The organism is Parasutterella muris (genome assembly GCF_009767915.1).
Classification (GTDB): Bacteria; Pseudomonadota; Gammaproteobacteria; order Burkholderiales; family Burkholderiaceae_F; genus Parasutterella; species Parasutterella muris.
The window spans coordinates 42,338-64,353 of sequence record NZ_WSRP01000011.1 but is presented as its reverse complement, the minus strand read 5'-3'; the positions used below and the strand labels follow the sequence as shown (position 1 = coordinate 64,353).

Below are 22,016 nucleotides of genomic sequence, written 5' to 3'. Positions count from 1 at the left end.
TCAAATATTATGAGCAGACCACTAATCCTCATCATCGATGATGAAAGCAAAATCAGAAGACTTGTTGCAGCCAACCTTGAGCTGGAAGGATTCGACGTCGTTTCTGCGGGCGACGGTCAGCAGGGTTTGGAAATCTTCCAAAGAGCCGCCGAGAAACCGGACTTAATCCTTCTTGACCTTATGATGCCGGAAATGGACGGAATGACTTTCCTCAGGAAACTCAGAGCCTTCTCCAATACTCCAGTCATTATCCTTTCTGCAAAAGATGAGCGACCGACTGTTATTGAAGGCTTCAGAATCGGCGCGGACGATTTCATCGCCAAACCGTTCTATCTTCAGGAACTGCTCGAAAGAATTCGTGCTGTTCTAAGAAGATGCACTCGATCGACCGTTCCATATACGCATGCGGATTCGCAGACACTTAAGTCAGGGAAAATCCATCTGCAGCCTTCAAAAAGACAATGCTTTGTCGGCGAAACTGCAGTAAAGCTTACGGACACCGAATTTCGTCTTCTTCAGGAACTTGTTCGTCATGAAGGCGAAGTTCTCACTCATGAAAGGCTGCTGCGTCGTGTTTGGGGCGATGAGTACACGGGCGAAGTCCAGTACCTGCGCGTCACTTTTGCACGTATCCGACGCAAACTGGAAGCCGCGGGGTTGGACGGCGGAATCATCTCCTCTTATTCCAGTGTCGGCTACATTCTCTGCAGCTCTGAAGCAGACTGAACTAAGGGAAAATCTCTAGTCTTTGTAATTTTTTTGTAATTTTCCAAAAAGACAAATTTATCGAATTGTAACTTCCTGAGTGAATCATAGAAATTGGAAAGCTAAATTTCCATAACCCTAGGAGAAAACTCTATGACAACTCAAATGATTATCGCTCAGTGCCTTATGGTTCTGACGCTAGTCGTAATGATTACCGGCCTAACGCCTATTTACATTACGGCTATCACCGGCGCAGCCATTTCGGCCATCGTTGCCGGTTTCCCGCTTGCAGGAAACGCTCCGATGACGGTTGCAAAAATGATTAACTCCGGTTTGAATCCCGTCATTGCGGACATGACTGGCATCCTGCTGTTCATCGGCATTATGCAGGCGACCGGCTTCCTTGACGTGATCGTTCGCGACATCGTGCGCTGCGGCAACAAACTTGGCGGAGGTCCGGGCGTTTGTACCGCGGGCGGTATCGCTGCCGGCGTGATCGGCGCATTGACCGGTTTCACTCAGCCTGTTATCACAGCCGTCATTACCGGCCCTGCTGCAGTCCGCCTCGGCGTTGACCCGAACAAAGTCGCCGGTATTCAAGCTCACGCAGGCCACATCGGCAACTTAGCCGGCTTTACACACCCGACCCAAGTCGCCATTTTAGCAACCGCCGGCATTGGTTACGGTCTTTTCAACGTTCTCGGCTTAATCGCATCTCTCTCAATCTTCTTCATGTCTGCCCTTCGTGTCGTTCTCGACATGCATAAGAGAGGCGTTACCGTTTCGGAAGAAGACAGAATCGCAGTTATGAAAGAAATCAACGCGAAGGAATACAAGACGACTTCCTTCAAGGCCTTCTTCCCGTTCCTGATCCTTTTGGTCGGCTTTATTATGGGTCTTCCGATTTTCCTCGTCGGCCTGGTTTCCGCTCTTGTTGTTATGATCCTTGCTCATGAAAACATGAAGACTTCCGAGCAGAACATGATGAACGGTGTCGGCCTGATTGCTACTCCGTTGGTTGCCACGATCGGTTTCCTTTTCATGAGTACGGTTATCAAACAGGTCGGTTTAGTAGACACCATCTCTACCTTTGCCGGCCCGCTGCTCTCCTTCTCTCCGGTCGTTGCGATGTTTGCCGTCGCTTTCATCACCGGCTTTATGACTCAGTCTTATGCCGCTTCTGTTGCTGTTCTAGTTCCGTTCCTTCAGGTTGTTCTCGGTGCCGGCGCTGATCCGTTCGCCGCCGCGTTCGCTGCTGCTTCCGGCGCATCCCTGATCCAGTACTTCCTGACTGGCGGTCCGGTTGCCGCTCTTGCGACAGTCATTCCGGTAGTTCCCGGCTCCAACCTCAAGCAGGCCAACCTGTTCCAGCGTCCGTCCATCCTGTTCGGCTGCCTGGTTGCTTTCTGCATTACGCTTGCTTTAACAGTTTTCTAATTTAAATTACGGGGAGTCTTTTGACTCCCCCATACTGATCATGACAGCACTTTCTCCATCTAAATCTGCTTTCGGTACCTGCGGTATCGTCGGACATGCCGGCTGCGGACATGCCAACAGTCACCAAGGTTTCGTGCAGGACGATTCCGGCGGTCTCTCATGCGTTATCCGACTGCTTCAGAAAACCTTTGATATTGATCTGCGCATCGATTCGGTAAGCGCGAGAACAGGTTTAAATGGAGCTTATTTTGAAGTCACCACAAAAAGCGGAGGCATAGGAAAAGCCTTTGCAAGACGCGGCATCACGCCCGATGAGGCACGTCTTGCGCAGCAAATTATCGGCGCCGAAGCCGTCAACTCACAAACACTTGCCGTGCGCTGCTTCGGGCGAATTCTCGGACAGGGCGCAATGGAAGTACCGGTCGCTCTGCAGACCGCCATTGCTAACGCTTCAATGGACTCTTTCGCGAAGTCCTTCCCTGATCAATTTCTTTACGGGGAGGAAGAGATTGAAGGCAACTGCGGCAAAATTCTCGGTACCGTCATCGAAGCGGGAGGCTTTCCGACCTCTGTGCTGGCGCTCTCCAACGCGAGCATCGGCGGAATCGGACCGAATGAGGACATTGAAGGCAATGTCAATCTATTCGGCAAAAAAGAAATCATGCACAGACTGCGGCTTGATCAAATTCCGAGCATAGTGATTGAAGGCAAAGTGTGCGCCGAACCGGTCTCAGATGAGATTTCAGAAAATACATTCCTTGTACGCGGCAATGAGCAGGATGACAATCCGATTGTCGCGAAATGCGTAAAAGAAGCTGCCGAGATGCTCGGCTATCCGGTCCTTTATCGGCCGGAAATGCTGAAAAGAAGTCCTGACGCAATGCGAGGGCTCACTCACGAGAACGCTGTTTATATCGGCTCGCTGGCTAAGAAACTCGATGAAAGCAGCAGCGCTTTAGAAAAAGTTCAAATTGCAGCCGAACTCAATCGTTTCTGCAGTGAGGACCTCGGCGGCATCACATTCATGAGTGAAGAGATTCACAAAGTAATGGGCGGCGTCGGCTGTATACCCGGAAGCTCCTGCGTGCTGAGTCTCTTCATTCCTCGAGAAGAACTGCAGAAGGTTGTTCAGCCGACCCTTTCACTCGAGGATGTCGATCGCTACGTCCGAATCTGTACTGAATCCGTTCCGATCATTAATCGGAATCTTGAAGCGGCGAGCAGGCTCTACAGCACTGTCGCAGAAAAGTTTTAGTTTGTTTCCCCTGGAGAAAGAAATGTCAGAAAAGAAAAAAGTTATTGTATTTACAACCGGCGGCACAATCGCCATGAAATTTGATCCTGCTGTGAACGGCTTGGTTCCTGCCGTCAGCGGCGCCGATCTGGCTGCGGCCGTCCCCGGTCTGGAAAAACTCGCCGACGTTGAAGTGCGCGAGTTCTCAAACCACGCTTCCTGCGCAATGACTCCGCAGAAAATGTTCGATCTTTCCGCAATGATTGAAAAAGCGCTGGAAGAAGACGGAGTCGCGGGCGCTGTTGTCACACACGGCACCGACACAGTCGAAGAAACCTCCTACATGCTTGATCTGCTGCATAAGAGTGAGAAACCGATTGTTCTCACCGCCGCAATGCGCGGAGCCGGCGATACAAGTCCTGACGGTCCTGCCAACATTTACTGCGCGGTAAAAACTGCCGCTTCCGATGAGGCAAGAGGCAAAGGCGTACTGCTGCTTCTGAATGAAACCATTCATGCCGCGGCACAGGTCCGCAAAACACATTCCGCCAACCCGGCAACGTTCGAATCTCCCTGGTGGGGTCCCATCGGCTACTGTGATGTCGACCGAGTCGTCTTCAGACGTGAACCAATCGGCCGCCAGACATTCAGTCCCAAAGCTTTGACCGCACGCGTTGATATCGTTACCGGACAGACCGGCGTCGGCAGAGAGTACATTGATTTTGCTGTCGCTCAGGGCTGCAAAGGCATCATTTTGGAAGGCTTCGGACGCGGCAACCTCCCGGCAGTTTTAGAGCCCGGCATTAAAGACGCCAGCGATAAAGGCGTTGTCGTCGTGATCTCCACTCGTACTCCCGGCGGACGTCCTTACCAGGTCTATGCCTATCCCGGCTCGGTAACCGACAGCCGCAATAACGGCGCCATTCACGGCGGAGAACTTTCAACGGCGAAGACTCGTCTGAAATTGATGGTTATTCTCTCCGAGCGTCCTGAATTAGCTAACAACAAGCTCGAACTTGAAAAGCTGCTCGACGCGTAAGTTCTTACCGATCAAAAAACTACGGCCCTCCGAAGAGGGCCATAGTATGAAGGTTTAAGTCAGACAGCGACTATTCTTTTTGGACGCTCTCCTGAGCGTCGCCCTCCAAGGCAGGACTCTCCTTCTCCGTCCTGCCCTTTTTTTCATCCCTGCGCTGAAGCACGGCGCCAAAAAAGCCGTCTGTGCCGTTGAGCTGCGGAAGCATCACAAAGTATTCTCCAAACCGCTTCTTCTGATACGGAGAGATTTCAACGCCCTGCTTCTCAAGAATTTCATACGCATCCAGCAGTTCAAATTCCGGATTCTCCTCCAGGAATTCGCAGATGACACCCTGATTTTCGCGCTCCAGAATTGAGCAGGTCGCATACACAAGGCGGCCGCCTTTTTTCACCATCTTCGCAGCGGAACGAATGACGGACTTCTGAATACTGTTAATGCGTTCCAGTTCATCCTCGCCAAAGCGCCATTTCAAATCGGGATTGCGTCTATAGGTGCCGGTTCCGGAACACGGCGCATCCACAAGCACACGATCCATCTTCCCGTACAGGCGTTTAACGCGGCTGTCGTGCTCCGTTCGAATCACTGACGGATAAATGTTGGAAAGGCCCGCTCTGCGCATTCTCGGCTTTAATCCGCCCAGGCGCTTTTCATTCACGTCAAACGCATAGATGCGGCCGGTGGATTTCATCAGCGCGCCCAGCGCAAGTGTTTTGCCGCCGGCACCGGCACAAAAGTCGCAGACCATCTCGCCTCGTCTCGGCTGCACCAGACGCGCAATCAGCTGCGAGCCTTCGTCCTGAACTTCAACCAACCCGTCTTTATAAATCGGCCACTGCGTTAAAGCAGGCTTGATGTCCAGACGAACGCATTCCGGGGAATATTCACCTTTAACCGCCTTGACGTGATGTTTATCCAGCTCGGCTATCACATCGTCAACACCGGCCTTGAGCGTATTAACGCGCAGATCCAACGGAGCGCCCTGCTGCATGGCTTCAAAGAGCGCTTTGTGATCTGTGTACTGCACAACCGCAAGGTCATAGAGCCATTTCGGAACTTCAGCCTGAATCTCTTTAGGTGCTTTGCTGTCCTTGGGACGAAGCATATTCAGGAGCGTGTCTTTTTCCTTTCCGAGAATCTGATCACTGATCTTATCGACGCCGTACTGAAGCGCGAGTACGAGAAGCCCTGTAAGCCGCGGCGCCTTCACGGGCGTGACCGTTCCCATGCGCCAGGTAATCATGGAGAGATGCCGCAGACAGTAATAAATCGCCTCGGCAATAATTGTTCTTTCTCTCGGTCCGAGATGACGCGCTTCTCTAAAGTAAAGGCTCATCAGCACGTCCGCAGGTCCGTCAAGCTTCAGGATCTTGCGCAGCGCGCGGCCGAGTTCATCGACGACCAGGGAAGTGATGCGCACTTCTCCGGGATGCGAACTCAGCATTCTCGGATTCGGTGCCTTGTTAGGATCGTGCGTGTGTCTCTGTTCGGGAGACATCTTCGCGAGACGTTCCTTCGCCGCTCTCTGACGATCGGTTAATTTGCGCTTGGGCGCGTCGCTTCTTCTTCCTCTGGAAAAAGAAAACCGTGATCTTTCTGCTCTTTCTGCCATTTCTGCTCCTATGCGACGGACACGTCTTACTGCGCCAAAATAGCAAGCTCTCTGCTCGCCTCTTCGTCCATCAGCACTTTATTTCCATCCAATTTCACGCGGCCGCTCGCAACAAGGCGCACGGCTCGCGGATAAAGAACATGCTCCTGCACCAGTACGCGGGCGGCTAATATTTCAGGCGTGTCATTTGCCAAAACCGGTACCGTGGCCTGACCGACAATCGGTCCGCCGTCCAGTTCGGCCGATACAAAGTGAACAGTAACACCGTGAACGCGCACGCCGGCCTGAAGTGCCCTTTCGTGGGTATGAAGTCCGGTAAAAAGCGGAAGAAGCGCCGGATGAATGTTAAGAATTCTGCCGCTGAAGCGATCTACAAAGTACGGGGTCAATACGCGCATAAAGCCGGCAAGCACGATCAGATCAGCGCCGAACTCGTCGCAGGCGTCTGCGAGATCCTTTTCAAAAGCGCCTCGGCTTTCATAGCCCTTGTGATCAACCACTTTGGAAGGAATGCCGACGGAGGCCGCGTATTCAAGTCCTTTGGCATCAGCGCGGTTGGAAATCACGCCGCTGATATATAAACCGTATTTTTCAGCCCAGTTCTCACGAACGCTCGCTTCATATACAGACTTGAAATTACTGCCCCTTCCCGAAATAAGGACAACTATATTTTTTTTCATCGCTACGCACCAAGAGTAAAACAGTGAGATTGTGCCACGTTCATAAGCATTTTCACTCACTTTCCGCTACTGACGCTTCAAGTTTATTTTGCTGTTTTTTCAAAGCGATCTCAGCCTCTTTTATAATTGTTCTTTTGTGTGCATTAAAGGGCGGTGTGCGCCTGTCTCAGCAGCGCGCGCCCGGAGGTTTGGATGAAAAAAGTTTTTAGAGGGCTGCCTAAGCCGGAAGATCGGCTTGACTGCGCTTTAGCGATCGGCAATTTTGACGGTGTGCACCGCGGCCACCAAGCGCTTCTTCACGAAGTGGTAGATGCGGCTCGTGCTCGTCTGCTTTGTCCGGCCGTTCTGACCTTTGAGCCTCATCCGAGAGAATACTTTAACCCCGACGACGCTCCGCGCCGCATCCTGAGTCTTCATGACAAGGTGGAAGCTATCCAGGCCTGCGGCATCGAACGCGTTTACATTCTTAAGTTCGAACCGCATCTTGCTTCGCTTTCGCCTTATGAATTCGTCCGTGAGATTCTTGTCGACGGACTGCACGCCCGCTGGGTTACTGTCGGTGAGAATTTCCGCTTCGGCGCCAAACGAGCCGGAGATATCAAACTGCTGGAAAGCTTAGGGAAGGAATTTCATTTCGAAGTTCATCCGATGCCGATGCTTTATCACTCTGTCGCGCCGATCTCGAGCTCTCGAATTCGGCACGCTTTGGCTGAAGGCGACATCCCGTCTGCCAACTACATGCTCGGCCGTCCTTATATGATCAGCGGCCGCGTGCTTCACGGCAAGGAAATCGGCAGAACGATCGGCTTTCCGACAATGAATCAGCGCATTTTGCCGCCTTACTCCAAATCGAAACCCGCGATCGAAGGCGTATACGCCGTCAAAGTTCACGGCATCGGGCCGAGACCGATTGAAGGCGTCGCCTGTGTCGGCAGACGTCCCACCGTCATCGATCACGGAGAGTATCTGCTGGAAACACACTTGTTTAACTACCACGGAGACCTTTATGACCAGGTTCTCAAAGTGGAATTTTTTGCAAAGATTCGGGAAGAGAAGAAATTCAATTCCCTTGAAGAGCTGAGAGCTGCGATCGAAGAAGACCAGCGCAAAGCAAAACAAATCTTAGGATTATCCGTTTAACCTTGAAGAGCCCGAGGGGGCCAAGGAATAAAGATGAGTAAAAAAAATGACGCCGCGGCTAAGGAAGCCGCTAAAAAATATCCGCTGAATCTTCCTGATACACCCTTTCCCATGAGAGGCAATCTGCCTGCCCGTGAACCCGGCTGGATTAAGGATTGGCTGGAAAAAGACGTGTACGGGAAAATTCGCGCAGCCAGAAAAGGCGAAAAGCGCTTCCTGCTGCATGACGGCCCTCCGTATGCCAACGGAAACATTCATGTCGGCCACGCTGTCAACAAAATTCTGAAGGACATCATTCTCAAGACAAAGACGCTTGAAGGCTTTGACGCACCTTACGTTCCGGGCTGGGACTGCCACGGAATGCCGATTGAAATTCAGATTGAGAAAAAATTTGGCAAGAATCTTCCTAAAGAAGAAGTCATGCAGAAATGCCGTGAATACGCCAAAGAGCAGATCAAAAACCAGATGGCTGGGTTCCAGCGTCTCGGCGTGCTCGGTGACTGGAGCGATCCGTATCTGACGATGCGTCCTGAAACCGAAGCCGAAGAAATCCGTGCGCTTGGCGTCATCCTTGAAAAAGGCTTTGTTTACCGCGGCCTCAAGCCCGTGAACTGGTGTTTTGACTGCCAGAGCGCGCTTGCGGAAGCTGAAGTCGAATATGCGGACAAGTCTTCTCCGACACTGGATACTGCGTTCCCGATTTCCGCGGAAGACAAACCTCGTCTGGAACAGATCTTTAATTACAAATGCGATAAGCCTGTCGCCGCTGTGATTTGGACAACCACTCCGTGGACAATCCCTGCCAACCAAGCGCTCAACATGAATCCCGAACTGGATTACGTTCTTGTTGATACGCCCAACCGCATGTTCGTTCTGGCGGAATCTTTGTACGAAGAATCCCTGAAGCGTTTCGGCCTCGAAGGCAAACCGGTCGCTAAAGCCAAAGGCAGCGAGTTCCAGGGACTGCGCTTTAAACATCCGCTTTGCGAGATGGACCCCTTCTACGACCGCTTCTCTCCGGTATTCCTCGCCGATTACGTCGACGCCACTGCCGGTACCGGTATCGTTCACTCTGCGCCTGCATACGGTGTGGATGACTTTGTCTCCTGCAAGGCAAACGGAATCACTAATGACGACATCCTGAACCCTGTGATGGGCAACGGCAGCTACAGCGAGTCTCTGCCGCTCTTTGGCGGACTGAACATTTGGAAAGCCAAAGACAAGATCCTGGACACGCTCCAGATTACCGGCAACCTGCTCTCCCGCGGCAGCATGGTGCACAGCTACATGAACTGCTGGCGTCATAAGACACCGCTGATTTACCGTGCCACCAACCAGTGGTTTATCCGCATGGATGAACCCAATGCGGACACCAAAGGAGTCTTCAGCGCTGACGCTCCTGCAGATCCTCTGCGTAAAACCGCGCTTGAAGGGGTTGACCGTACCGAGTTTATTCCTGCATGGGGCGAAGCCAGACTGCACAACATGATCGCCAATCGTCCCGACTGGTGTATTTCCAGACAGAGAAACTGGGGCGTGCCGCTGCCTTTCCTGATCAATAAAGAGACGGGCAAGCTACATCCGGATACACTCGCTATCCTGCGCAAAGTTGCCGATATGGTTGAAAAAGACGGCATCGAGGCATGGACACGCGTCAAAGTCGAAGATCTGATCGACAAAGACACGGATAAATACGAAAAATCCAGTGACATTCTGGACGTTTGGTTTGACTCCGGCACAACGCACGTCACCGTTATGCGCGGCTCGCATGCCGACAAGCTGACCTACCCGGCAGATCTCTATCTTGAAGGCAGCGACCAGCACCGCGGCTGGTTCCACTCTTCTCTGCTCACCGGCTCCGCCATCGACGGCAGGCCTCCGTATCAGGCGCTTCTGACACACGGCTTTACAGTTGACGAGCAAGGCCGAAAGATGAGCAAGTCTCTCGGTAACGTCATTGCACCGTCTGAAATCTCTGACCGTTACGGCGCTGAAATTCTTCGTCTTTGGGTTGGTCTCTCCGACTACACCGCTGAAATCGGTCTTGGCGAAAGAATTCTCAAAGGCACCGTAGAGGGCTACAGAAGATTCCGCAACACCATCCGCTTCCTGCTTGCCAACGTCTCCGACTTTGACATTAACAAGGATGCGGTCGCAATTGAAGACATGGTTGAAATTGACCGCTGGGCGATTGCGCGCATGCAGCAGCTTCAGCAGGAAATCCGCGAACGTTATTCGAAGTATGAGTTCCATACCGCTTGCTCAGCGCTTCTGCTTTTTGCGAGTGATGACTTAGGCGGATTCTATCTTGATATTCTTAAAGACCGTCTCTACACGACCGGAGCCAACGGACAAGCTCGCCGCAGTGCACAGACCGGTCTTTGGTACATCACTGATACGCTTCTGAAGCTTCTCGCTCCGGTGCTGTCCTTTACCGCGGAAGAAGCCTATGCCTGCTTCAACCCGAACAATAAGGGCTCGATTTTCATTGAGAAATTCACCGATCTGCCGCACGTTAAAGAAAGCGCCGAGCTTCTCAACAAGTGGGCTTTGATTCGAGCGGTGCGCTCTGACGTTCAGGTTGAACTGGAAAGACTGCGTGAAAAGGGTCAGCTTGGCTCCTCACTGCAGGGCGAAGTCTCTATGAAGCTTCCTCAGCCCGAATACGATGTCATTTCTCAGCTTGGCGATGAGCTTTCCTTTGTCATGATCACCAGCAAGGCAACACTTGACGGTGTCAGCGACAAACGCGAAATCACGGTCAAACCGAGCTCCGCGCCGAAATGCGAAAGATGCTGGCAGTACAAGGAAGACGTTGGTTGTGACAAGAACTATCCGACTCTCTGCTGCCGCTGCATCGGAAATCTTTTCGGAACTCCTGAAACCAGACGTTTCGCCTGATGAAAAAAAATACCGCTATCAACAGCGGCTGGAACTGGCCGGCCCTTTTGGGCTGGCTGGTTTTTGCAGCGCTTCTGTTCGGACTTGATCAGTGGACAAAGGATTGGGTCCAGCATCAGATGATTGTCGGCGACAGCCGCAAAATCACTGATTTCTTTAATCTTGTCGTTGCCTACAACAGCGGCGCGGCATTCTCTTTCCTTGCAGACGCGGGCGGCTGGCAGAAACCCCTTTTTGCCGGACTCGCACTCGTCGTCAGCTTTGTTATTTGTATTCTGATCGCAAGAAAAAGCCAAGAAAAACTGCTTTGCCTCGGACTCTCGCTTGTTATGTCCGGCGCGCTTGCGAATGCCTACGACCGACTCACGATCGGAGTCGTCGTTGACTTTCTTGATTTCCACCTCGCGGGCTACCATTGGCCTGCGTTTAATGTCGCCGACATCTGCATCTGTGTCGGAGCCTTTATTGTTGTCCTTGTGGAATTTTTCTTTTCTAAGAAATAGCACTTAAAAGGAATAACATGTCCGTCTTAAAAAACAAACGGATCCTGCTGGGCGTCAGCGGCGGAATTGCCGCTTACAAAGCCTGTGAGCTCGTCCGTCTTCTCGTGAAGTCCGGTGCTGAAGTTCGGGTCATGATGACCAAGGTCGCCGAGCAGTTCGTTGGAAAAACCACCTTTGAAGCGCTCAGCGGCCATCCGGTCGAAACCGATCAGTTCAATCCGTCGGTACCGCTTGCGCATATTGCACTTCGTGACGGATGCGACTTAATGGTGATCGCACCCGCGACCGCCAATATCATCGCCAAAACCGCCTGCGGCATTGCCGACGACTTGGTCAGTACGACAATTCTCGCGCGCGCCTGCCCACTTCTTATCGCGCCGGCGATGAATGTCCGGATGTGGAATAACGTCGTAACACAGAGAAATGTATGTCAGCTTCAGTGTGACGGAGTTTTTTTCAGCGGGCCGGATAGTGGAGAACTCGCCTGCGGAGAGAACGGCAGCGGCAGAATGAGCGAGCCTCAGCACCTTCTTGAAGACATTGAAGCGGTTTTTACGCCCAAAGTTCTTGAAGGCAAACGTGTTCTCATAACGGGCGGTCCGACATTTGAAGCGATTGATCCGGTGCGCGGAATTACTAACCTTTCCTCAGGCAAGCAGGCGGCCGCCATTGCTAAGGCGGCCCGCAACGCGGGTGCGGAAGTCACGCTCGTCTCCGGTGCAGTTTCCGCCCGGATACCGCACGGCGTGCGGCTCATCGGTGTGACAGGCGCTCAGGATATGAAGAGCGCCGTCCTTCAGGAAGCCGCGCATCAGCATCCGGATATTTTTATTTCGGTTGCCGCAGTATGTGATTTCCGCGTCGAAAATCCTTCTGCGAAAAAAATCAAAAAAGAGGACAGCACTGAGACGCTCACACTAACGCTCGTTAAAAATCCGGACATTCTGCAGGAAACTGCCAAAAGCGGTTTATGTCGAGTCTGCGTCGGCTTTGCCGCCGAATCCGAGGATCTCGTCGAAAACGGCATGAAAAAGCTTCAGAAAAAAGGCGCCGATCTCATTGTCGCCAATCACTCCTCAGCAATCGGACAGGACAGCAACCGGGCTTATTTCATCACCAAGGCAGGCGCCGAAGCGCTTGAAGAAATGAGCAAGGAAGAACTTGCTCAGCGCATTATTCTTGAGGCATCCAACATTCTTTCTCAAAAAACGCATGAAAGCACAAATCAAAATTCTAGATAAACGCATCAGCGGCAATATGCCCTCATACGCATCTGCGGGCTCCGCCGGCTTGGATCTCAGAGCCGCCATTGACGAGCCGCTGACGATTGAAAGCGGAAAGTGCGAGCTGATTAAAACCGGCTTTGCGCTCTTCTTAAACGATCCGTCTTACGCAGCAATGCTTCTTCCCCGCTCCGGTCTTGGCCACAAACACGGAATCGTGCTCGGCAACTTGGTCGGACTGATTGATTCGGATTATCAGGGCGAACTGATGGTTTCCTGCTGGAACCGCTCTGATAAACCGTACACCATTGAGCCGATGGAACGCATCGCGCAGCTAGTTATCGTTCCGGTGCTTCAGCCTGAATTTGAAATCGTAGAAGAATTCCAGGCGAGTGAACGCGGAAGCAGCGGCTTCGGCTCTTCAGGCCGATCCTAAGCCGCGCTTATTCGTGTTCATACACAAAGCGAATTTGATCTTTTTCATCAGCGTCAATCGTGACGCTGTTTTTTTTCTGCAGGCGTCCGAAGAGCATCTCATTGGCGAGCTCGCGCTTGATCGAGCGCTGAATATACGAAATCATCGGGCGGGCGCCGAGAAGCGGATCAAAACCGTGCGCGATAAGATGCGCTTTCAACGCCTCGGTGTATGTCATAGAAATATTCTTTTCCGCAAGCTGACGGCTGAGTTCCTTGAGGAGTTTATCCGCCACAAGCGCGACCTGTTCTCGACCCAAACGATTAAAGTGCAGGACTTCGTCAAGTCGGTTTCTAAATTCAGGCGCAAACGCGGCACTGATGCCCCGAGCGCCGTTGACCGCGCCCTGAGTGCTGTCAAATCCGATGGTTCGCTTTTCGTAGTCAGCTGCACCCGCATTGGTCGTCATCAGCAGGAGGATATTTCTGAAATCCACGGTCTTGCCGCTTGAGTCGGTCAGCATCCCGTAGTCCATGACCTGAAGCAGAACGTTATAGATTGCCGGATGTGCCTTCTCGATTTCGTCGAGCAGGAGCACCGCATGGGGCGTGCGGCTGACTGCTTCCGTCAGCCGGCCTCCCTCCTGATAGCCCACGTAGCCGGGCGCGGAGCCAAGAAGTTTGGAAACTGAATACTCTTCCGAATATTCGCTCATATCAAAACGGATAAATTCCATCCCCATCTGCTTGGCGACCTGCTTAGCCAATTCGGTCTTACCTACGCCGGTCGGTCCGGCAAGAAGGAAGGAGCCGATCAGCTTTTCCTTATCAGCCAAACCGCTCTTTGAGAGTTTGATCGCATTCACAACCGCATCAATCGCATGGTCCTGGCCGAAGATTACTTTTTTCAGATTATCGGACAGATTACGAAGCGGCTCCCCGCCGCTTTCCGAGACCTTCTGCTCAGGAATACGCGCGAGTTTAGCGATCACTCGTTCAACTTCGTCTGTCGTCACCAGCGGATCCGCGCTTTTGCTCAGATAGTGAATCGCGCCCGCCTCGTCCATGATGTCCACGGCTTTATCGGGCAGTTTTCCGTTAGAGACATACTCCGAAAGTTTGACGATCTTCGAGAGTATTTCGTCGCTGTATTTCACGTGATGGAATGATTCAAAGTATTTTCTCTTTTGGGAGAGAATTTTGAGCGAATCTTCTGCCGACAGCTCCCGCAAGTCAATTTTTTGGAAATACGATATCAGGGAAGAGATATTTTTTTCCGCTGTGCGCAGACCGCGGTGCGTAGAAGCGCCAAGCACATGAATTTTGGGGTGCGCGAGCATCATCGCGAGCAAATCAGCGAACTCGTCAGCACTGCTGCCGTTAAGAATCTTATGCATATCGTCAAGAAAGACGATAGCGCTGCTGTCTCTCGTGACTGAGTCGATAAAGTCTCGAAAACGTTTAGTTAAATCTCCATAGAAGAGGCATCCGCTCTTGAGAGCGCTGAAATTGAGCGCGCAGAACTTCATCCCTTTCAGCCTGTCGGGCATAAGATCCTGCGCGATGAGGCGCGCAATGCCCTGAGCAAGCGTCGTCTTTCCGACGCCGCGTTCGCCCACGATCAAAGCGCTGCTCTTTATTTTTCTGGAGAATGCCAGAATCAGCCGATCGATTTCCTCCTGTCGGCCGACAAGCGGATCAAATGCGTCATTGGCGGCCCAAATATCACAGCGGGCATACACGGCTCCGCCTTCATCTTCGGGCTGCTCCTGCGAGATTTCACGATCATCGGTTTGCGTCAGCTCACTCGGTCTGATGCCGAACTGCTTCAGAAAGAAAGCCGCGTCGGAATCTTCATCTTCTTCGATCGCGACAAGAACATCCAGACAGTTAAGCGGTCTGAGCGAATTGCTTTTAACCAATGTGTCCGCAGCCCGATTAATCACTCTCTCGACACCAATCGTCGGTCTCGGATCGGTTTTTTCGCCCAGACGATTAAAGCCCGTCTGATCCCGAAGAAAACGATCGAGTCCTGCTTCAAGCCGGCGCTCTCTCAAACCCTCTTTTCTTAGTGCGTCTTTTACCTCGGGCTCCTGAATAAGCGCCCAAAGCAAATATTCGAGCGAAATAAATTCCGCCTTGTCGGCGCTTGCTCTGTCAGCTGCGGCGCCGATAGCGTGCGTCAGATCTTTTGAAAACTTAGCCATGCTTAACTGTTTTTATTTTTCCATTTTCATGCGAAGCGGATAACCATTTTCTTCAGCGAGCTCCGTCACTTCAAAGATTTTAGTTTCAGCAACGTCTTTAGAATAAGTACCGACCTGAGCCTGTCCGGTTTTATGCGCTTCATACATCAGCTCCAGCGCCTCGTCATGCTCCTTTCCGAAAATTGAGACAAGGACCTCGACAACAAAGTCCATCGGCGTGACATCATCATTCAGAATAAAAACTTTCCATAGGGAGGGCATGCGGAATTCCGGCTCCGCATAGACGACTCGGACCTGTTCTTTTTCAGTATCACTGTTCATATGATCGGCTTTTGTTTTGTGGTTATTGTGCAACGCAGAAACGATTTGATTATCCGCTTCTTTTTTACCGTCGAGAAGGGAATTGTTTTTTATTTCAATTAATCAAATAATTACTTGATTTGTTATTTTCATGCAATTTCTGAAAGTTATTCTGCACGTAAAACACTAATTGACATTTTGAAACACTCCATTAACAATTTACATAGACTGTTCGTCTTGACTCACAGGGCAGTCAAATTCGTTATATGCAGGGCGCGTGAGATTTTGGGACATCGCCGTTATTTTTTGGAGAAGTTTAAATATGGCAACAGGAACCGTAAAATGGTTTAACGACGCAAAAGGATTCGGATTCATCACTCCCGATGACGGCGGCGAAGATCTTTTCGCGCATTTCTCTGCGATCAAAATGGACGGATTTAAGACTCTGAAACAGGGTCAGCGCGTCACTTTCGATCTGAAGGAAGGTGAAAAGGGCAAACAGGCTGACAACATCAAACCGGCCTCGTAATCCTCTTTCTCACTGCATCCAAGCTCGAAAAGCCCCGCAAGGCTTTTCGAGTTTTCATTATGAAAAAAACATCTATCGCTCTGCTCTCAGCGCTTTGGTTCTCCGGCCTCTGTCAGGCCGCTGACTTTGTCACGCTTCAGTTCGGCAATAAGACCATTAAGGCGGAAGTAGCCATATCGGCAGCTGAGCGTCAGAAAGGCCTGATGTTCCGTACCTCCATGGCTAAAGACCACGGAATGCTGTTCATTATGGACGGCGAAGAAAGCGCCTGCATGTGGATGAAAAACACCAAAATTCCGCTTTCTGTCGCTTTTATTGACGCCTTTGGAAAAATTATCAATATCGAGGATATGGAACCCGAAACGACCGATATCCATTGCAGTCGAGCACCCGCAAAATACGCCCTCGAAATGAACAAAGGCTGGTTCGGAGCGTTAGATCCGGCAAAACAGTATGAGGTCAAGGGGCTCCCTCTAAAGTCTGTCCTCACGTATTGATCGAATTTTCCGACGAAAACTGCCGCGCAAAAACAAAGCCGCAGCCTAGATCAGCTACGGCCTTATTTTTTAGACTTCTCTAATTAGTCAGAGAAATTTTTTGCTGCAAAGTCCCAATTTGCGAGATTTGCCAGGAAAACCTTCACATACTGCAGACGGACGTTGTAGTAATCCAGATAGTAGGCATGTTCCCAAACGTCAACCACCAGAAGCGGTGTGGCGGTACCGGTAACCGGAGTGCCGGCGTTGCTGGTATTTACGATGTCGAGCGTGCTGTCTTCTTTCTGAACAAGCCATGTCCAGCCAGAGCCAAAGTTTCCGGCCGCGCTGTTGGCAAACGCTTCAGCAAAGGCATCGAAGCTGCCCCACTTTGCGTTGATCGCGTCAGCAAGCGCACCGTCGGGCTGGCCGCCGCCGTTCGGCTTCATGCTGTTCCAGAAGAAAGTGTGGTTAAAGCACTGAGCCGCGTTATTAAAGATCGGACCGGACTGAGTGGTGCGGATGATCTCTTCAAGAGGCATCTTTTCGTATTCGGTTCCTGCGATCAGCTTGTTCAGTGTGTCGTTGTAAGCCTGATTATGTTTGCCGTAGTGGTATGAAAGTGTTTTAGCGCTCATGTACGGTTCAAGCGCGTTTTGTTCATAGGGGAGGGGCGGAACTGTAAAAGCCATCTTCTTTATCTCCTTATCAATACTCGGATATTATCGGTTGTTTACCCGAAGCGGACTCTTATGAGGCCCCAACACGAGCAACCAATTTCCCATCCTTCATTTCAATTTCTATCAAGTCTCCGAACCTGAGTTCGCTTGCGCGTTTCACCGGCTGACCGTTCTTAAAAATGTAGCCGGCGCCTTCAGGCAGTCTGAGTTTCGGATCGAGTACTTTAATTAATTTATCCAGTCCCGACAAATGAGTTTTTCCGGTCGAGAGTTTTTGGCTGAGCACCATTCGCATAGACTGAGCCGCGGCATCCGCTTTCGCAGCGCTGAGATTCGGTCGGAAACTGCGTATCCAGGCATAGCTTCGTCCCACATCGTCCTTTTGGCCGTTCATCCTCTCGGTACAGCTGTTACTCAGACTGTAAAAGGCCGTTTGAATACGATTCGTCTGCAGATCCATCGGCCACTGAAAGCCATATCGAACCGATTTAAGCGAGTGAATAAAGGGGCGAAGCAGCATTTCCGCCTTTTCAAAGGGACGGCCGCTGTAGTTCACGCTCATTGATGCGGCACGAACGGTTTCGGTAAGGCTTTGCTGCGCCTGTCGGTACGAGGACCGCGTACGAGACTTCTCCTGCTCCAAGAGCGAGGACAATCCCTGAGCCAGAACACCCAAACTTGAAGACGTCTCTTTATGCAGGCGGGCAAAATCCACACGCACTAAACGGGAAGCAAGGTTTACGTGACGGGCAAAGGGTTCAAGAAACGTCCGGCCGTTTTCAAAGCGTGCTGAAAAATGCTCCAGATCAAAATACCGCTGATCTCCGTCTTTGCGGAACGTAAGCTCGGTGCGGTCCCAGAAGGTATTGATTTCCGATCGAAGCACGTCCAGTTTCTCGGCGGCCGCTTCAGCTGCCCCGGTCGGAGTCGGAGCTCTTCGGTCCGCAGCTAAGTCCGAGATCGTCGTATCTGTCTCATGACCGATTCCGGATATGATCGGAATACGACTCTGCACAATTGCCTCGGCCACAACCCTTTCATTAAAGTTCCAAAGATCCTCGATGCTTCCTCCGCCTCGAATCAGCAGCAGTACATCATCATTGCCGTAAAGATTAGCATATCGGATCGCCCGAGCGATCTTGAGTTCATTGCGAACGCCCTGTACCGGTGTGTCATAAACAGTTATGGACGCGTACGGTGCCCGCTCTCTCAGCCGATGGATCGCATCTCTAACCGCGGCGCCCTGTCGGCTTGTGATGATGCCGATGCGGTGAGGCACTCTTGGAATCGCCTTCTTTCTGTGATGATCGAACCAGCCGAGATCTGAAAGCTTTTTTTTCAGGCGCAGAAATTTTTCATAGAGCTCGCCTTCTCCGGCGTAACTTAATTCTGAGGCAACGAATGACAGGTTGCCACTCTTCTCCCAAACGTTAGCTGATCCCTTTAATCGGACCTTATCTCCAAGCTTAGGAGGCCTAATTCCATAACTGCGGCTTTTCCACAAAACGCAGGACAAGGCTGCGTCGCTGTCCTTAATCGTGAAATACCAATGACCGGAGCTGTATTGCTTAAAGGCAGAAACCTCACCTTCTACACAAATGAACCCTAGGTTGGCAAGCGCATTGTTCAGCAAACGAACCGCTTCATACACAGAAAGGAACTTAACCGACATCTTTGCGTTATCCATATGAAAAATCAGCCGATTTTCAGGCGATTTAATAGTTATCCCAAAAGTTACTCACAATTTTATTCACAATCCGACTCGGCTGCTGTGGAGGAAGATAATTTAATTGTCAATCTTGTTTTTGGCTTATATCTATTTGTTTTTACGTAATTTTTATAAAAAGGCTCGTATCTAAAATTCGAGTAAGGCACAAAAATCATTTGTCATTTTTCCATTAAGTTATTCACTTATTCACAAAGTTATCCACAATGTGGAGGACAAGTTTAATAACTATCCTATTGACTCAAAAGTAATTGTTTTTTTGCATCTGAAGAATGAAAAATCTTGACTTTTTCAAAAATCCTCTTAGGACATTCGTCAACAAAAAGTCGACAGTACAGATACCCGCTGTTCAAAAATTGCTTTTCTCGAGTGATTATTTCAGAACGTTTAGAATTTAGAATAGAACTTTATTTTTTCTTCTTGTCTAATGAACGTACAACTAGAAACACTCCTGCATAAACAGTGGGATAAGCGCGGAATAATTTCCTGGCTCCTGCTTCCCGCTTCTGCGGTTTTTATGTGGGCTTCGAGCCGTCGGCGCAAAAACGCTAAAGTCACGAATGTCGGCGTCCCGGTTGTTGTGGTTGGGAATATTTATGTCGGCGGAACCGGCAAAACACCCGTAACCATATCTCTTGTTCGCGCTCTTCGGGAAAGAGGATGGAATCCCGGCGTCATTTCACGCGGCTACAAAGGGGCCGCCGACGCTCCTGTCGAAGTTGAGGAAAACAGTAATCCCGACATCGTCGGCGATGAACCGCTGCTCATCAAAAAATCCACCGGAGCTCCGACCTTCGTATGCAAAAAGCGTGTTGATGCCGCCAAATCCCTGTTGGCAGAATACCCGCTTGTCAACGTACTCATCAGTGACGACGGTCTGCAGCATTATGAACTTGGCAGAGATGTCGAGCTCGCTGTCATCGGCGCTCGCGGTTTAGGCAACGGCTGGGTGCTTCCTGCCGGACCGCTTCGCGAAAGACCTGCTCGGCTTGACGAAGTTGACGCCATTGTGCTTAACGCCACCGAAGATGTTGTGACTTCATCTACGCCTCGCTACGCCGCAACAAGCGGCTTTTCCGACGCGATCAATTATGCGAGCGGGGAAAAGATTACTTTGGATACGCTTGCGCGCATGCAGGCAAAAAAACAGCTGAAAGCGGACGCGATGGCGGGTATTGCCGTTCCGGACAGGTTCTTCTCAATGCTTCGCGCGCACGACCTTGAAATCAACCCGATTCCTCTGCCCGATCATTACAGCTTCACAAAAAATCCTTTTGCTGAAAGCAAGGCTGATCTCATTTTTATTACTGAGAAAGATGCTGTGAAGTGCAGAAAGCATCCGGAAATCAAAAATGATGAACGAATTTATGTCGTTCCTTTAGAAACGCAGCTGGATAAATTCCTCGTTGATTTTATTGAAAAGAAAATCACGGCTGCTTCCGAACGTTACAAAACAAATAACCACTAACCGGTAGATTCAAATGGATCCGAAAATTACAGAAATTTTGGTCTGTCCGATTTGCAAAGGACCTCTTCGCTGGAACAAAGACAAAAAAGAGTTCTACTGCAAAAGCGACTTAAAGGCGTTTCCCGTTGTCGACGACATCCCTGCGATGGTTCCGAGCGAAGCGCGCGATATGACTGAGGAAGAAGTTGAAAAACTGGAGAAGAAATGAGTTTTACCGTCATTATTCCCGCGCGCTTAAAAAGCACTCGGCTTCCGAATAAACCGCTCGCAGACCTCTGCGGCGTACCCATGATCGTGCGCGTTGCCAGACAAGCGCTCAAAAGCGGAGCTTCCCGCGTGATCTGCGCTGTGGACGATGAAAGCATCCTTCAGTGCTGTCAAAAATTCGGTGTTCAGGCAGTCCTCACACGCAAGGATCATGCCTGCGGAACCGACCGCATCTGCGAAGCCGCAGAGAAAAGCGGTATTCCGGACAATGAAATCATTGTGAACGTTCAGGGCGATGAACCGCTCATCCCGCCCAATATCATTTCTGCGGCTGCCGACCTCTTGGTTAATGACGCGCAGAGCGTCATGGGAACGGCCGCGATCCGCATCAAAAGTTCCGAGGAATTCTTTAATCCGAACGTCGTCAAGCTGATTCTCGATAAGAACAACCGGGCGATTTACTTCAGCAGAGCGCCGATTCCGTGGGCACGCGATGAATTCGCAAAAAAACAAGAAGTTCTGCCCCAAGACCTCGGTTTGAGACATGTCGGCATCTACAGTTACCGATGCGGATTCCTGAAGAGCTACCCGACACTTCCGAAGTCTCCTCTGGAGGCCTTTGAAAGTCTCGAGCAGCTTCGCGCGATTTGGAATGACTACAAGATCGCGGTGTCTGTATTCAATGATGAAATTCCTCCGGGCGTTGATACCGCTGAGGACCTCGAAAGGGTCCGAGCTTTCTGCGCCGCTAAGGAATTTAACAGCTGACACCGATTGCTTTTAACCCAAGTCTCTTGAAATCTTAAGGACATCAGTCCAAAATGGTATCTTTAGACCCAACCACACTATATATATTCGGAGGCACACATGCGTTTGATTCTTCTCGGAGCCCCGGGAGCCGGTAAAGGGACACAGGCAGCCCTCATTAAAGAACACTATGGAATTCCCCAGATTTCGACCGGGGACATGCTCCGCGCCGCGGTAAAAGCCGGTACTCCTCTTGGCCTGGCTGCTAAGAAGATTATGGACGCCGGAGAACTCGTCAGCGACGATATCATCATCGGTCTTGTCAAAGAAAGACTGCTGGAGCCCGACTGCAAGAACGGCTTCCTTTTTGACGGCTTCCCCCGCACTATTCCGCAGGCCGAAGCTCTGGTTAAAGCCGGAATTCCGATCGATTATGTTGTCGAAATCGCAGTTCCCGATGAAGTCATTCTTGAACGCATGAGCGGCAGACGCGTCCACATCGCTTCCGGCCGTACCTATCACGTTGTCTACAATCCGCCGAAAGTTCCCGGAAAAGACGACGTCACCGGTGAAAATTTAGTTCAGCGTCCTGATGATAGCGAAGAAACCGTTAAAAAACGCCTTCGCGTTTATCACGATCAGACTGAAGCGCTTGTCGGCTTCTATAAGAAAGCCGCTGAAGAAGGCAAAGACAACACCAAATATGTCCGCATTGACGGCGTCGGTGATGTCAAAGAAATCAGCCGCCGTATTTTCGACGCCCTCGATAAATAATCCTTCCTAAACCGAGA

Annotated in this window: 21 protein-coding genes; 15 read left to right on the top strand and 6 right to left on the bottom strand. The window is 50.9% G+C overall.

The annotated features are described in order from the left end of the window. Nucleotides 1–9: 9 nt before the first annotated feature. From E5987_RS04845 to E5987_RS04830, 4 genes are all read left to right on the top strand, one after another. Nucleotides 10–726, top strand: a complete 717-nt coding sequence (locus E5987_RS04845; RefSeq protein WP_160334968.1) for a response regulator transcription factor — start codon at nt 10–12, stop codon at nt 724–726. 132 nt (nt 727–858) lie between these two features. Further along, nucleotides 859–2,142 (top strand): citrate transporter, encoded by a 1,284-nt coding sequence (locus E5987_RS04840; protein WP_160334967.1) that lies wholly within the window; start codon nt 859–861, stop codon nt 2,140–2,142. 40 nt (nt 2,143–2,182) lie between these two features. Next, nucleotides 2,183–3,397 carry a hypothetical protein gene (locus E5987_RS04835; RefSeq protein WP_202074549.1) on the top strand — a complete coding sequence of 405 codons (1,215 nt, stop codon included), beginning with the start codon at nt 2,183–2,185 and terminating at the stop codon, nt 3,395–3,397. Nucleotides 3,398–3,419: 22 nt separating this feature from the next. Beyond that, nucleotides 3,420–4,415, top strand: coding sequence for an asparaginase (locus E5987_RS04830; RefSeq protein ID WP_160334966.1), 996 nt, complete (start codon nt 3,420–3,422; stop codon nt 4,413–4,415). Between the two features lie 70 nt (nt 4,416–4,485). Here the strand turns inward: E5987_RS04830 and E5987_RS04825 are convergent, their stop codons facing one another. Both E5987_RS04825 and purN read right to left on the bottom strand, forming a co-directional pair. Continuing rightward, the gene (locus tag E5987_RS04825) at nt 4,486–6,024 is read right to left on the bottom strand and encodes an RsmB/NOP family class I SAM-dependent RNA methyltransferase (RefSeq protein ID WP_160334965.1); all 1,539 of its coding nucleotides are present in this window, start codon (nt 6,022–6,024) and stop codon (nt 4,486–4,488) included. A 26-nt stretch (nt 6,025–6,050) separates the two neighbouring features. Then, nucleotides 6,051–6,704, bottom strand: a complete 654-nt coding sequence (gene purN, locus E5987_RS04820) for a phosphoribosylglycinamide formyltransferase (protein WP_160334964.1) — start codon at nt 6,702–6,704, stop codon at nt 6,051–6,053. A 192-nt stretch (nt 6,705–6,896) separates the two neighbouring features. Between purN and E5987_RS04815 the strand changes: the two genes are divergently transcribed. Genes E5987_RS04815 through dut form a run of 5 tightly spaced genes read left to right on the top strand, consistent with a single transcriptional unit; the run spans nt 6,897 to nt 12,907 of the window. Beyond that, on the top strand, nt 6,897–7,844 hold the full coding sequence (locus tag E5987_RS04815) for a bifunctional riboflavin kinase/FAD synthetase (RefSeq protein ID WP_160334963.1): 948 nt from the start codon (nt 6,897–6,899) through the stop codon (nt 7,842–7,844). Between the two features lie 33 nt (nt 7,845–7,877). Further along, entirely contained in the window at nt 7,878–10,745 is a 2,868-nt protein-coding gene (gene ileS, locus E5987_RS04810) for an isoleucine--tRNA ligase (protein ID WP_160334962.1), read from the top strand. After that, nucleotides 10,745–11,248, top strand: coding sequence for a signal peptidase II (lspA, locus tag E5987_RS04805; protein ID WP_160334961.1), 504 nt, complete (start codon nt 10,745–10,747; stop codon nt 11,246–11,248). The genes ileS and lspA overlap by 1 nt, the downstream gene beginning before the upstream one ends. Nucleotides 11,249–11,265: 17 nt before the next feature. Continuing rightward, the gene (gene coaBC / locus E5987_RS04800; RefSeq protein ID WP_160334960.1) at nt 11,266–12,489 is read left to right on the top strand and encodes a bifunctional phosphopantothenoylcysteine decarboxylase/phosphopantothenate--cysteine ligase CoaBC; all 1,224 of its coding nucleotides are present in this window, start codon (nt 11,266–11,268) and stop codon (nt 12,487–12,489) included. Beyond that, a complete protein-coding gene (dut, locus tag E5987_RS04795) occupies nt 12,461–12,907 on the top strand; it encodes a dUTP diphosphatase (RefSeq protein ID WP_160334959.1) in 447 nt (148 codons plus the stop codon). Before coaBC ends, dut begins: the two co-directional genes overlap by 29 nt. A gap of 7 nt (nt 12,908–12,914) precedes the next feature. Here dut and E5987_RS04790 read toward each other — a convergent pair whose 3' ends face one another. Both E5987_RS04790 and E5987_RS04785 read right to left on the bottom strand, forming a co-directional pair. Further along, on the bottom strand, nt 12,915–15,092 hold the full coding sequence (locus E5987_RS04790; RefSeq protein ID WP_160334958.1) for an AAA family ATPase: 2,178 nt from the start codon (nt 15,090–15,092) through the stop codon (nt 12,915–12,917). Between the two features lie 12 nt (nt 15,093–15,104). Continuing rightward, a complete protein-coding gene (locus E5987_RS04785; protein WP_160334957.1) occupies nt 15,105–15,413 on the bottom strand; it encodes an ATP-dependent Clp protease adaptor ClpS in 309 nt (102 codons plus the stop codon). A 301-nt stretch (nt 15,414–15,714) separates the two neighbouring features. Here E5987_RS04785 and E5987_RS04780 point away from each other — a divergent pair, with 301 nt between their 5' ends. Continuing rightward, nucleotides 15,715–15,921, top strand: a complete 207-nt coding sequence (locus E5987_RS04780; RefSeq protein WP_160334956.1) for a cold-shock protein — start codon at nt 15,715–15,717, stop codon at nt 15,919–15,921. Nucleotides 15,922–15,980: 59 nt separating this feature from the next. Continuing rightward, the gene (locus E5987_RS04775) at nt 15,981–16,418 is read left to right on the top strand and encodes a DUF192 domain-containing protein (RefSeq protein WP_160334955.1); all 438 of its coding nucleotides are present in this window, start codon (nt 15,981–15,983) and stop codon (nt 16,416–16,418) included. 83 nt (nt 16,419–16,501) lie between these two features. On the opposite strand, the gene E5987_RS04770 is transcribed toward E5987_RS04775, so the two are convergent. Together E5987_RS04770 and xseA are read right to left on the bottom strand one after the other, a co-directional pair. Next, a complete protein-coding gene (locus tag E5987_RS04770; protein ID WP_160334954.1) occupies nt 16,502–17,089 on the bottom strand; it encodes a superoxide dismutase in 588 nt (195 codons plus the stop codon). A 58-nt stretch (nt 17,090–17,147) separates the two neighbouring features. Continuing rightward, nucleotides 17,148–18,764: an exodeoxyribonuclease VII large subunit gene (gene xseA / locus E5987_RS04765; protein WP_160334953.1), complete on the bottom strand. Its 1,617-nt coding sequence runs from the start codon at nt 18,762–18,764 to the stop codon at nt 17,148–17,150. A gap of 466 nt (nt 18,765–19,230) precedes the next feature. Between xseA and lpxK the strand changes: the two genes are divergently transcribed. The 4 genes from lpxK (at nt 19,231) to adk (ending at nt 21,999) form a co-directional block, all read left to right on the top strand. Beyond that, on the top strand, nt 19,231–20,271 hold the full coding sequence (gene lpxK, locus E5987_RS04760) for a tetraacyldisaccharide 4'-kinase (RefSeq protein ID WP_160334952.1): 1,041 nt from the start codon (nt 19,231–19,233) through the stop codon (nt 20,269–20,271). Nucleotides 20,272–20,284: 13 nt separating this feature from the next. Then, entirely contained in the window at nt 20,285–20,479 is a 195-nt protein-coding gene (locus E5987_RS04755; protein ID WP_202074548.1) for a Trm112 family protein, read from the top strand. Next, nucleotides 20,476–21,246: a 3-deoxy-manno-octulosonate cytidylyltransferase gene (gene kdsB / locus E5987_RS04750; protein ID WP_160334951.1), complete on the top strand. Its 771-nt coding sequence runs from the start codon at nt 20,476–20,478 to the stop codon at nt 21,244–21,246. The genes E5987_RS04755 and kdsB overlap by 4 nt, the downstream gene beginning before the upstream one ends. Nucleotides 21,247–21,345: 99 nt before the next feature. Further along, on the top strand, nt 21,346–21,999 hold the full coding sequence (gene adk / locus E5987_RS04745) for an adenylate kinase (RefSeq protein WP_160334950.1): 654 nt from the start codon (nt 21,346–21,348) through the stop codon (nt 21,997–21,999). Nucleotides 22,000–22,016: the final 17 nt, after the last annotated feature.

What these genes read in the sequence shown, in the direction of transcription:
- E5987_RS04845 (WP_160334968.1), top strand. Translation starts at nt 10, where the DNA reads ATGAGCAGACCACTAATCCTCATCATCGATGATGAAAGCAAAATCAGA.
- E5987_RS04840 (WP_160334967.1), top strand. Translation starts at nt 859, where the DNA reads ATGACAACTCAAATGATTATCGCTCAGTGCCTTATGGTTCTGACGCTA.
- E5987_RS04835 (WP_202074549.1), top strand. Translation starts at nt 2,183, where the DNA reads ATGACAGCACTTTCTCCATCTAAATCTGCTTTCGGTACCTGCGGTATC.
- E5987_RS04830 (WP_160334966.1), top strand. Translation starts at nt 3,420, where the DNA reads ATGTCAGAAAAGAAAAAAGTTATTGTATTTACAACCGGCGGCACAATC.
- E5987_RS04825 (WP_160334965.1), bottom strand. Translation starts at nt 6,024, where the DNA reads ATGGCAGAAAGAGCAGAAAGATCACGGTTTTCTTTTTCCAGAGGAAGA.
- purN (WP_160334964.1), bottom strand. Translation starts at nt 6,704, where the DNA reads ATGAAAAAAAATATAGTTGTCCTTATTTCGGGAAGGGGCAGTAATTTC.
- E5987_RS04815 (WP_160334963.1), top strand. Translation starts at nt 6,897, where the DNA reads ATGAAAAAAGTTTTTAGAGGGCTGCCTAAGCCGGAAGATCGGCTTGAC.
- ileS (WP_160334962.1), top strand. Translation starts at nt 7,878, where the DNA reads ATGAGTAAAAAAAATGACGCCGCGGCTAAGGAAGCCGCTAAAAAATAT.
- lspA (WP_160334961.1), top strand. Translation starts at nt 10,745, where the DNA reads ATGAAAAAAAATACCGCTATCAACAGCGGCTGGAACTGGCCGGCCCTT.
- coaBC (WP_160334960.1), top strand. Translation starts at nt 11,266, where the DNA reads ATGTCCGTCTTAAAAAACAAACGGATCCTGCTGGGCGTCAGCGGCGGA.
- dut (WP_160334959.1), top strand. Translation starts at nt 12,461, where the DNA reads ATGAAAGCACAAATCAAAATTCTAGATAAACGCATCAGCGGCAATATG.
- E5987_RS04790 (WP_160334958.1), bottom strand. Translation starts at nt 15,092, where the DNA reads ATGGCTAAGTTTTCAAAAGATCTGACGCACGCTATCGGCGCCGCAGCT.
- E5987_RS04785 (WP_160334957.1), bottom strand. Translation starts at nt 15,413, where the DNA reads ATGAACAGTGATACTGAAAAAGAACAGGTCCGAGTCGTCTATGCGGAG.
- E5987_RS04780 (WP_160334956.1), top strand. Translation starts at nt 15,715, where the DNA reads ATGGCAACAGGAACCGTAAAATGGTTTAACGACGCAAAAGGATTCGGA.
- E5987_RS04775 (WP_160334955.1), top strand. Translation starts at nt 15,981, where the DNA reads ATGAAAAAAACATCTATCGCTCTGCTCTCAGCGCTTTGGTTCTCCGGC.
- E5987_RS04770 (WP_160334954.1), bottom strand. Translation starts at nt 17,089, where the DNA reads ATGGCTTTTACAGTTCCGCCCCTCCCCTATGAACAAAACGCGCTTGAA.
- xseA (WP_160334953.1), bottom strand. Translation starts at nt 18,764, where the DNA reads ATGGATAACGCAAAGATGTCGGTTAAGTTCCTTTCTGTGTATGAAGCG.
- lpxK (WP_160334952.1), top strand. Translation starts at nt 19,231, where the DNA reads ATGAACGTACAACTAGAAACACTCCTGCATAAACAGTGGGATAAGCGC.
- E5987_RS04755 (WP_202074548.1), top strand. Translation starts at nt 20,285, where the DNA reads ATGGATCCGAAAATTACAGAAATTTTGGTCTGTCCGATTTGCAAAGGA.
- kdsB (WP_160334951.1), top strand. Translation starts at nt 20,476, where the DNA reads ATGAGTTTTACCGTCATTATTCCCGCGCGCTTAAAAAGCACTCGGCTT.
- adk (WP_160334950.1), top strand. Translation starts at nt 21,346, where the DNA reads ATGCGTTTGATTCTTCTCGGAGCCCCGGGAGCCGGTAAAGGGACACAG.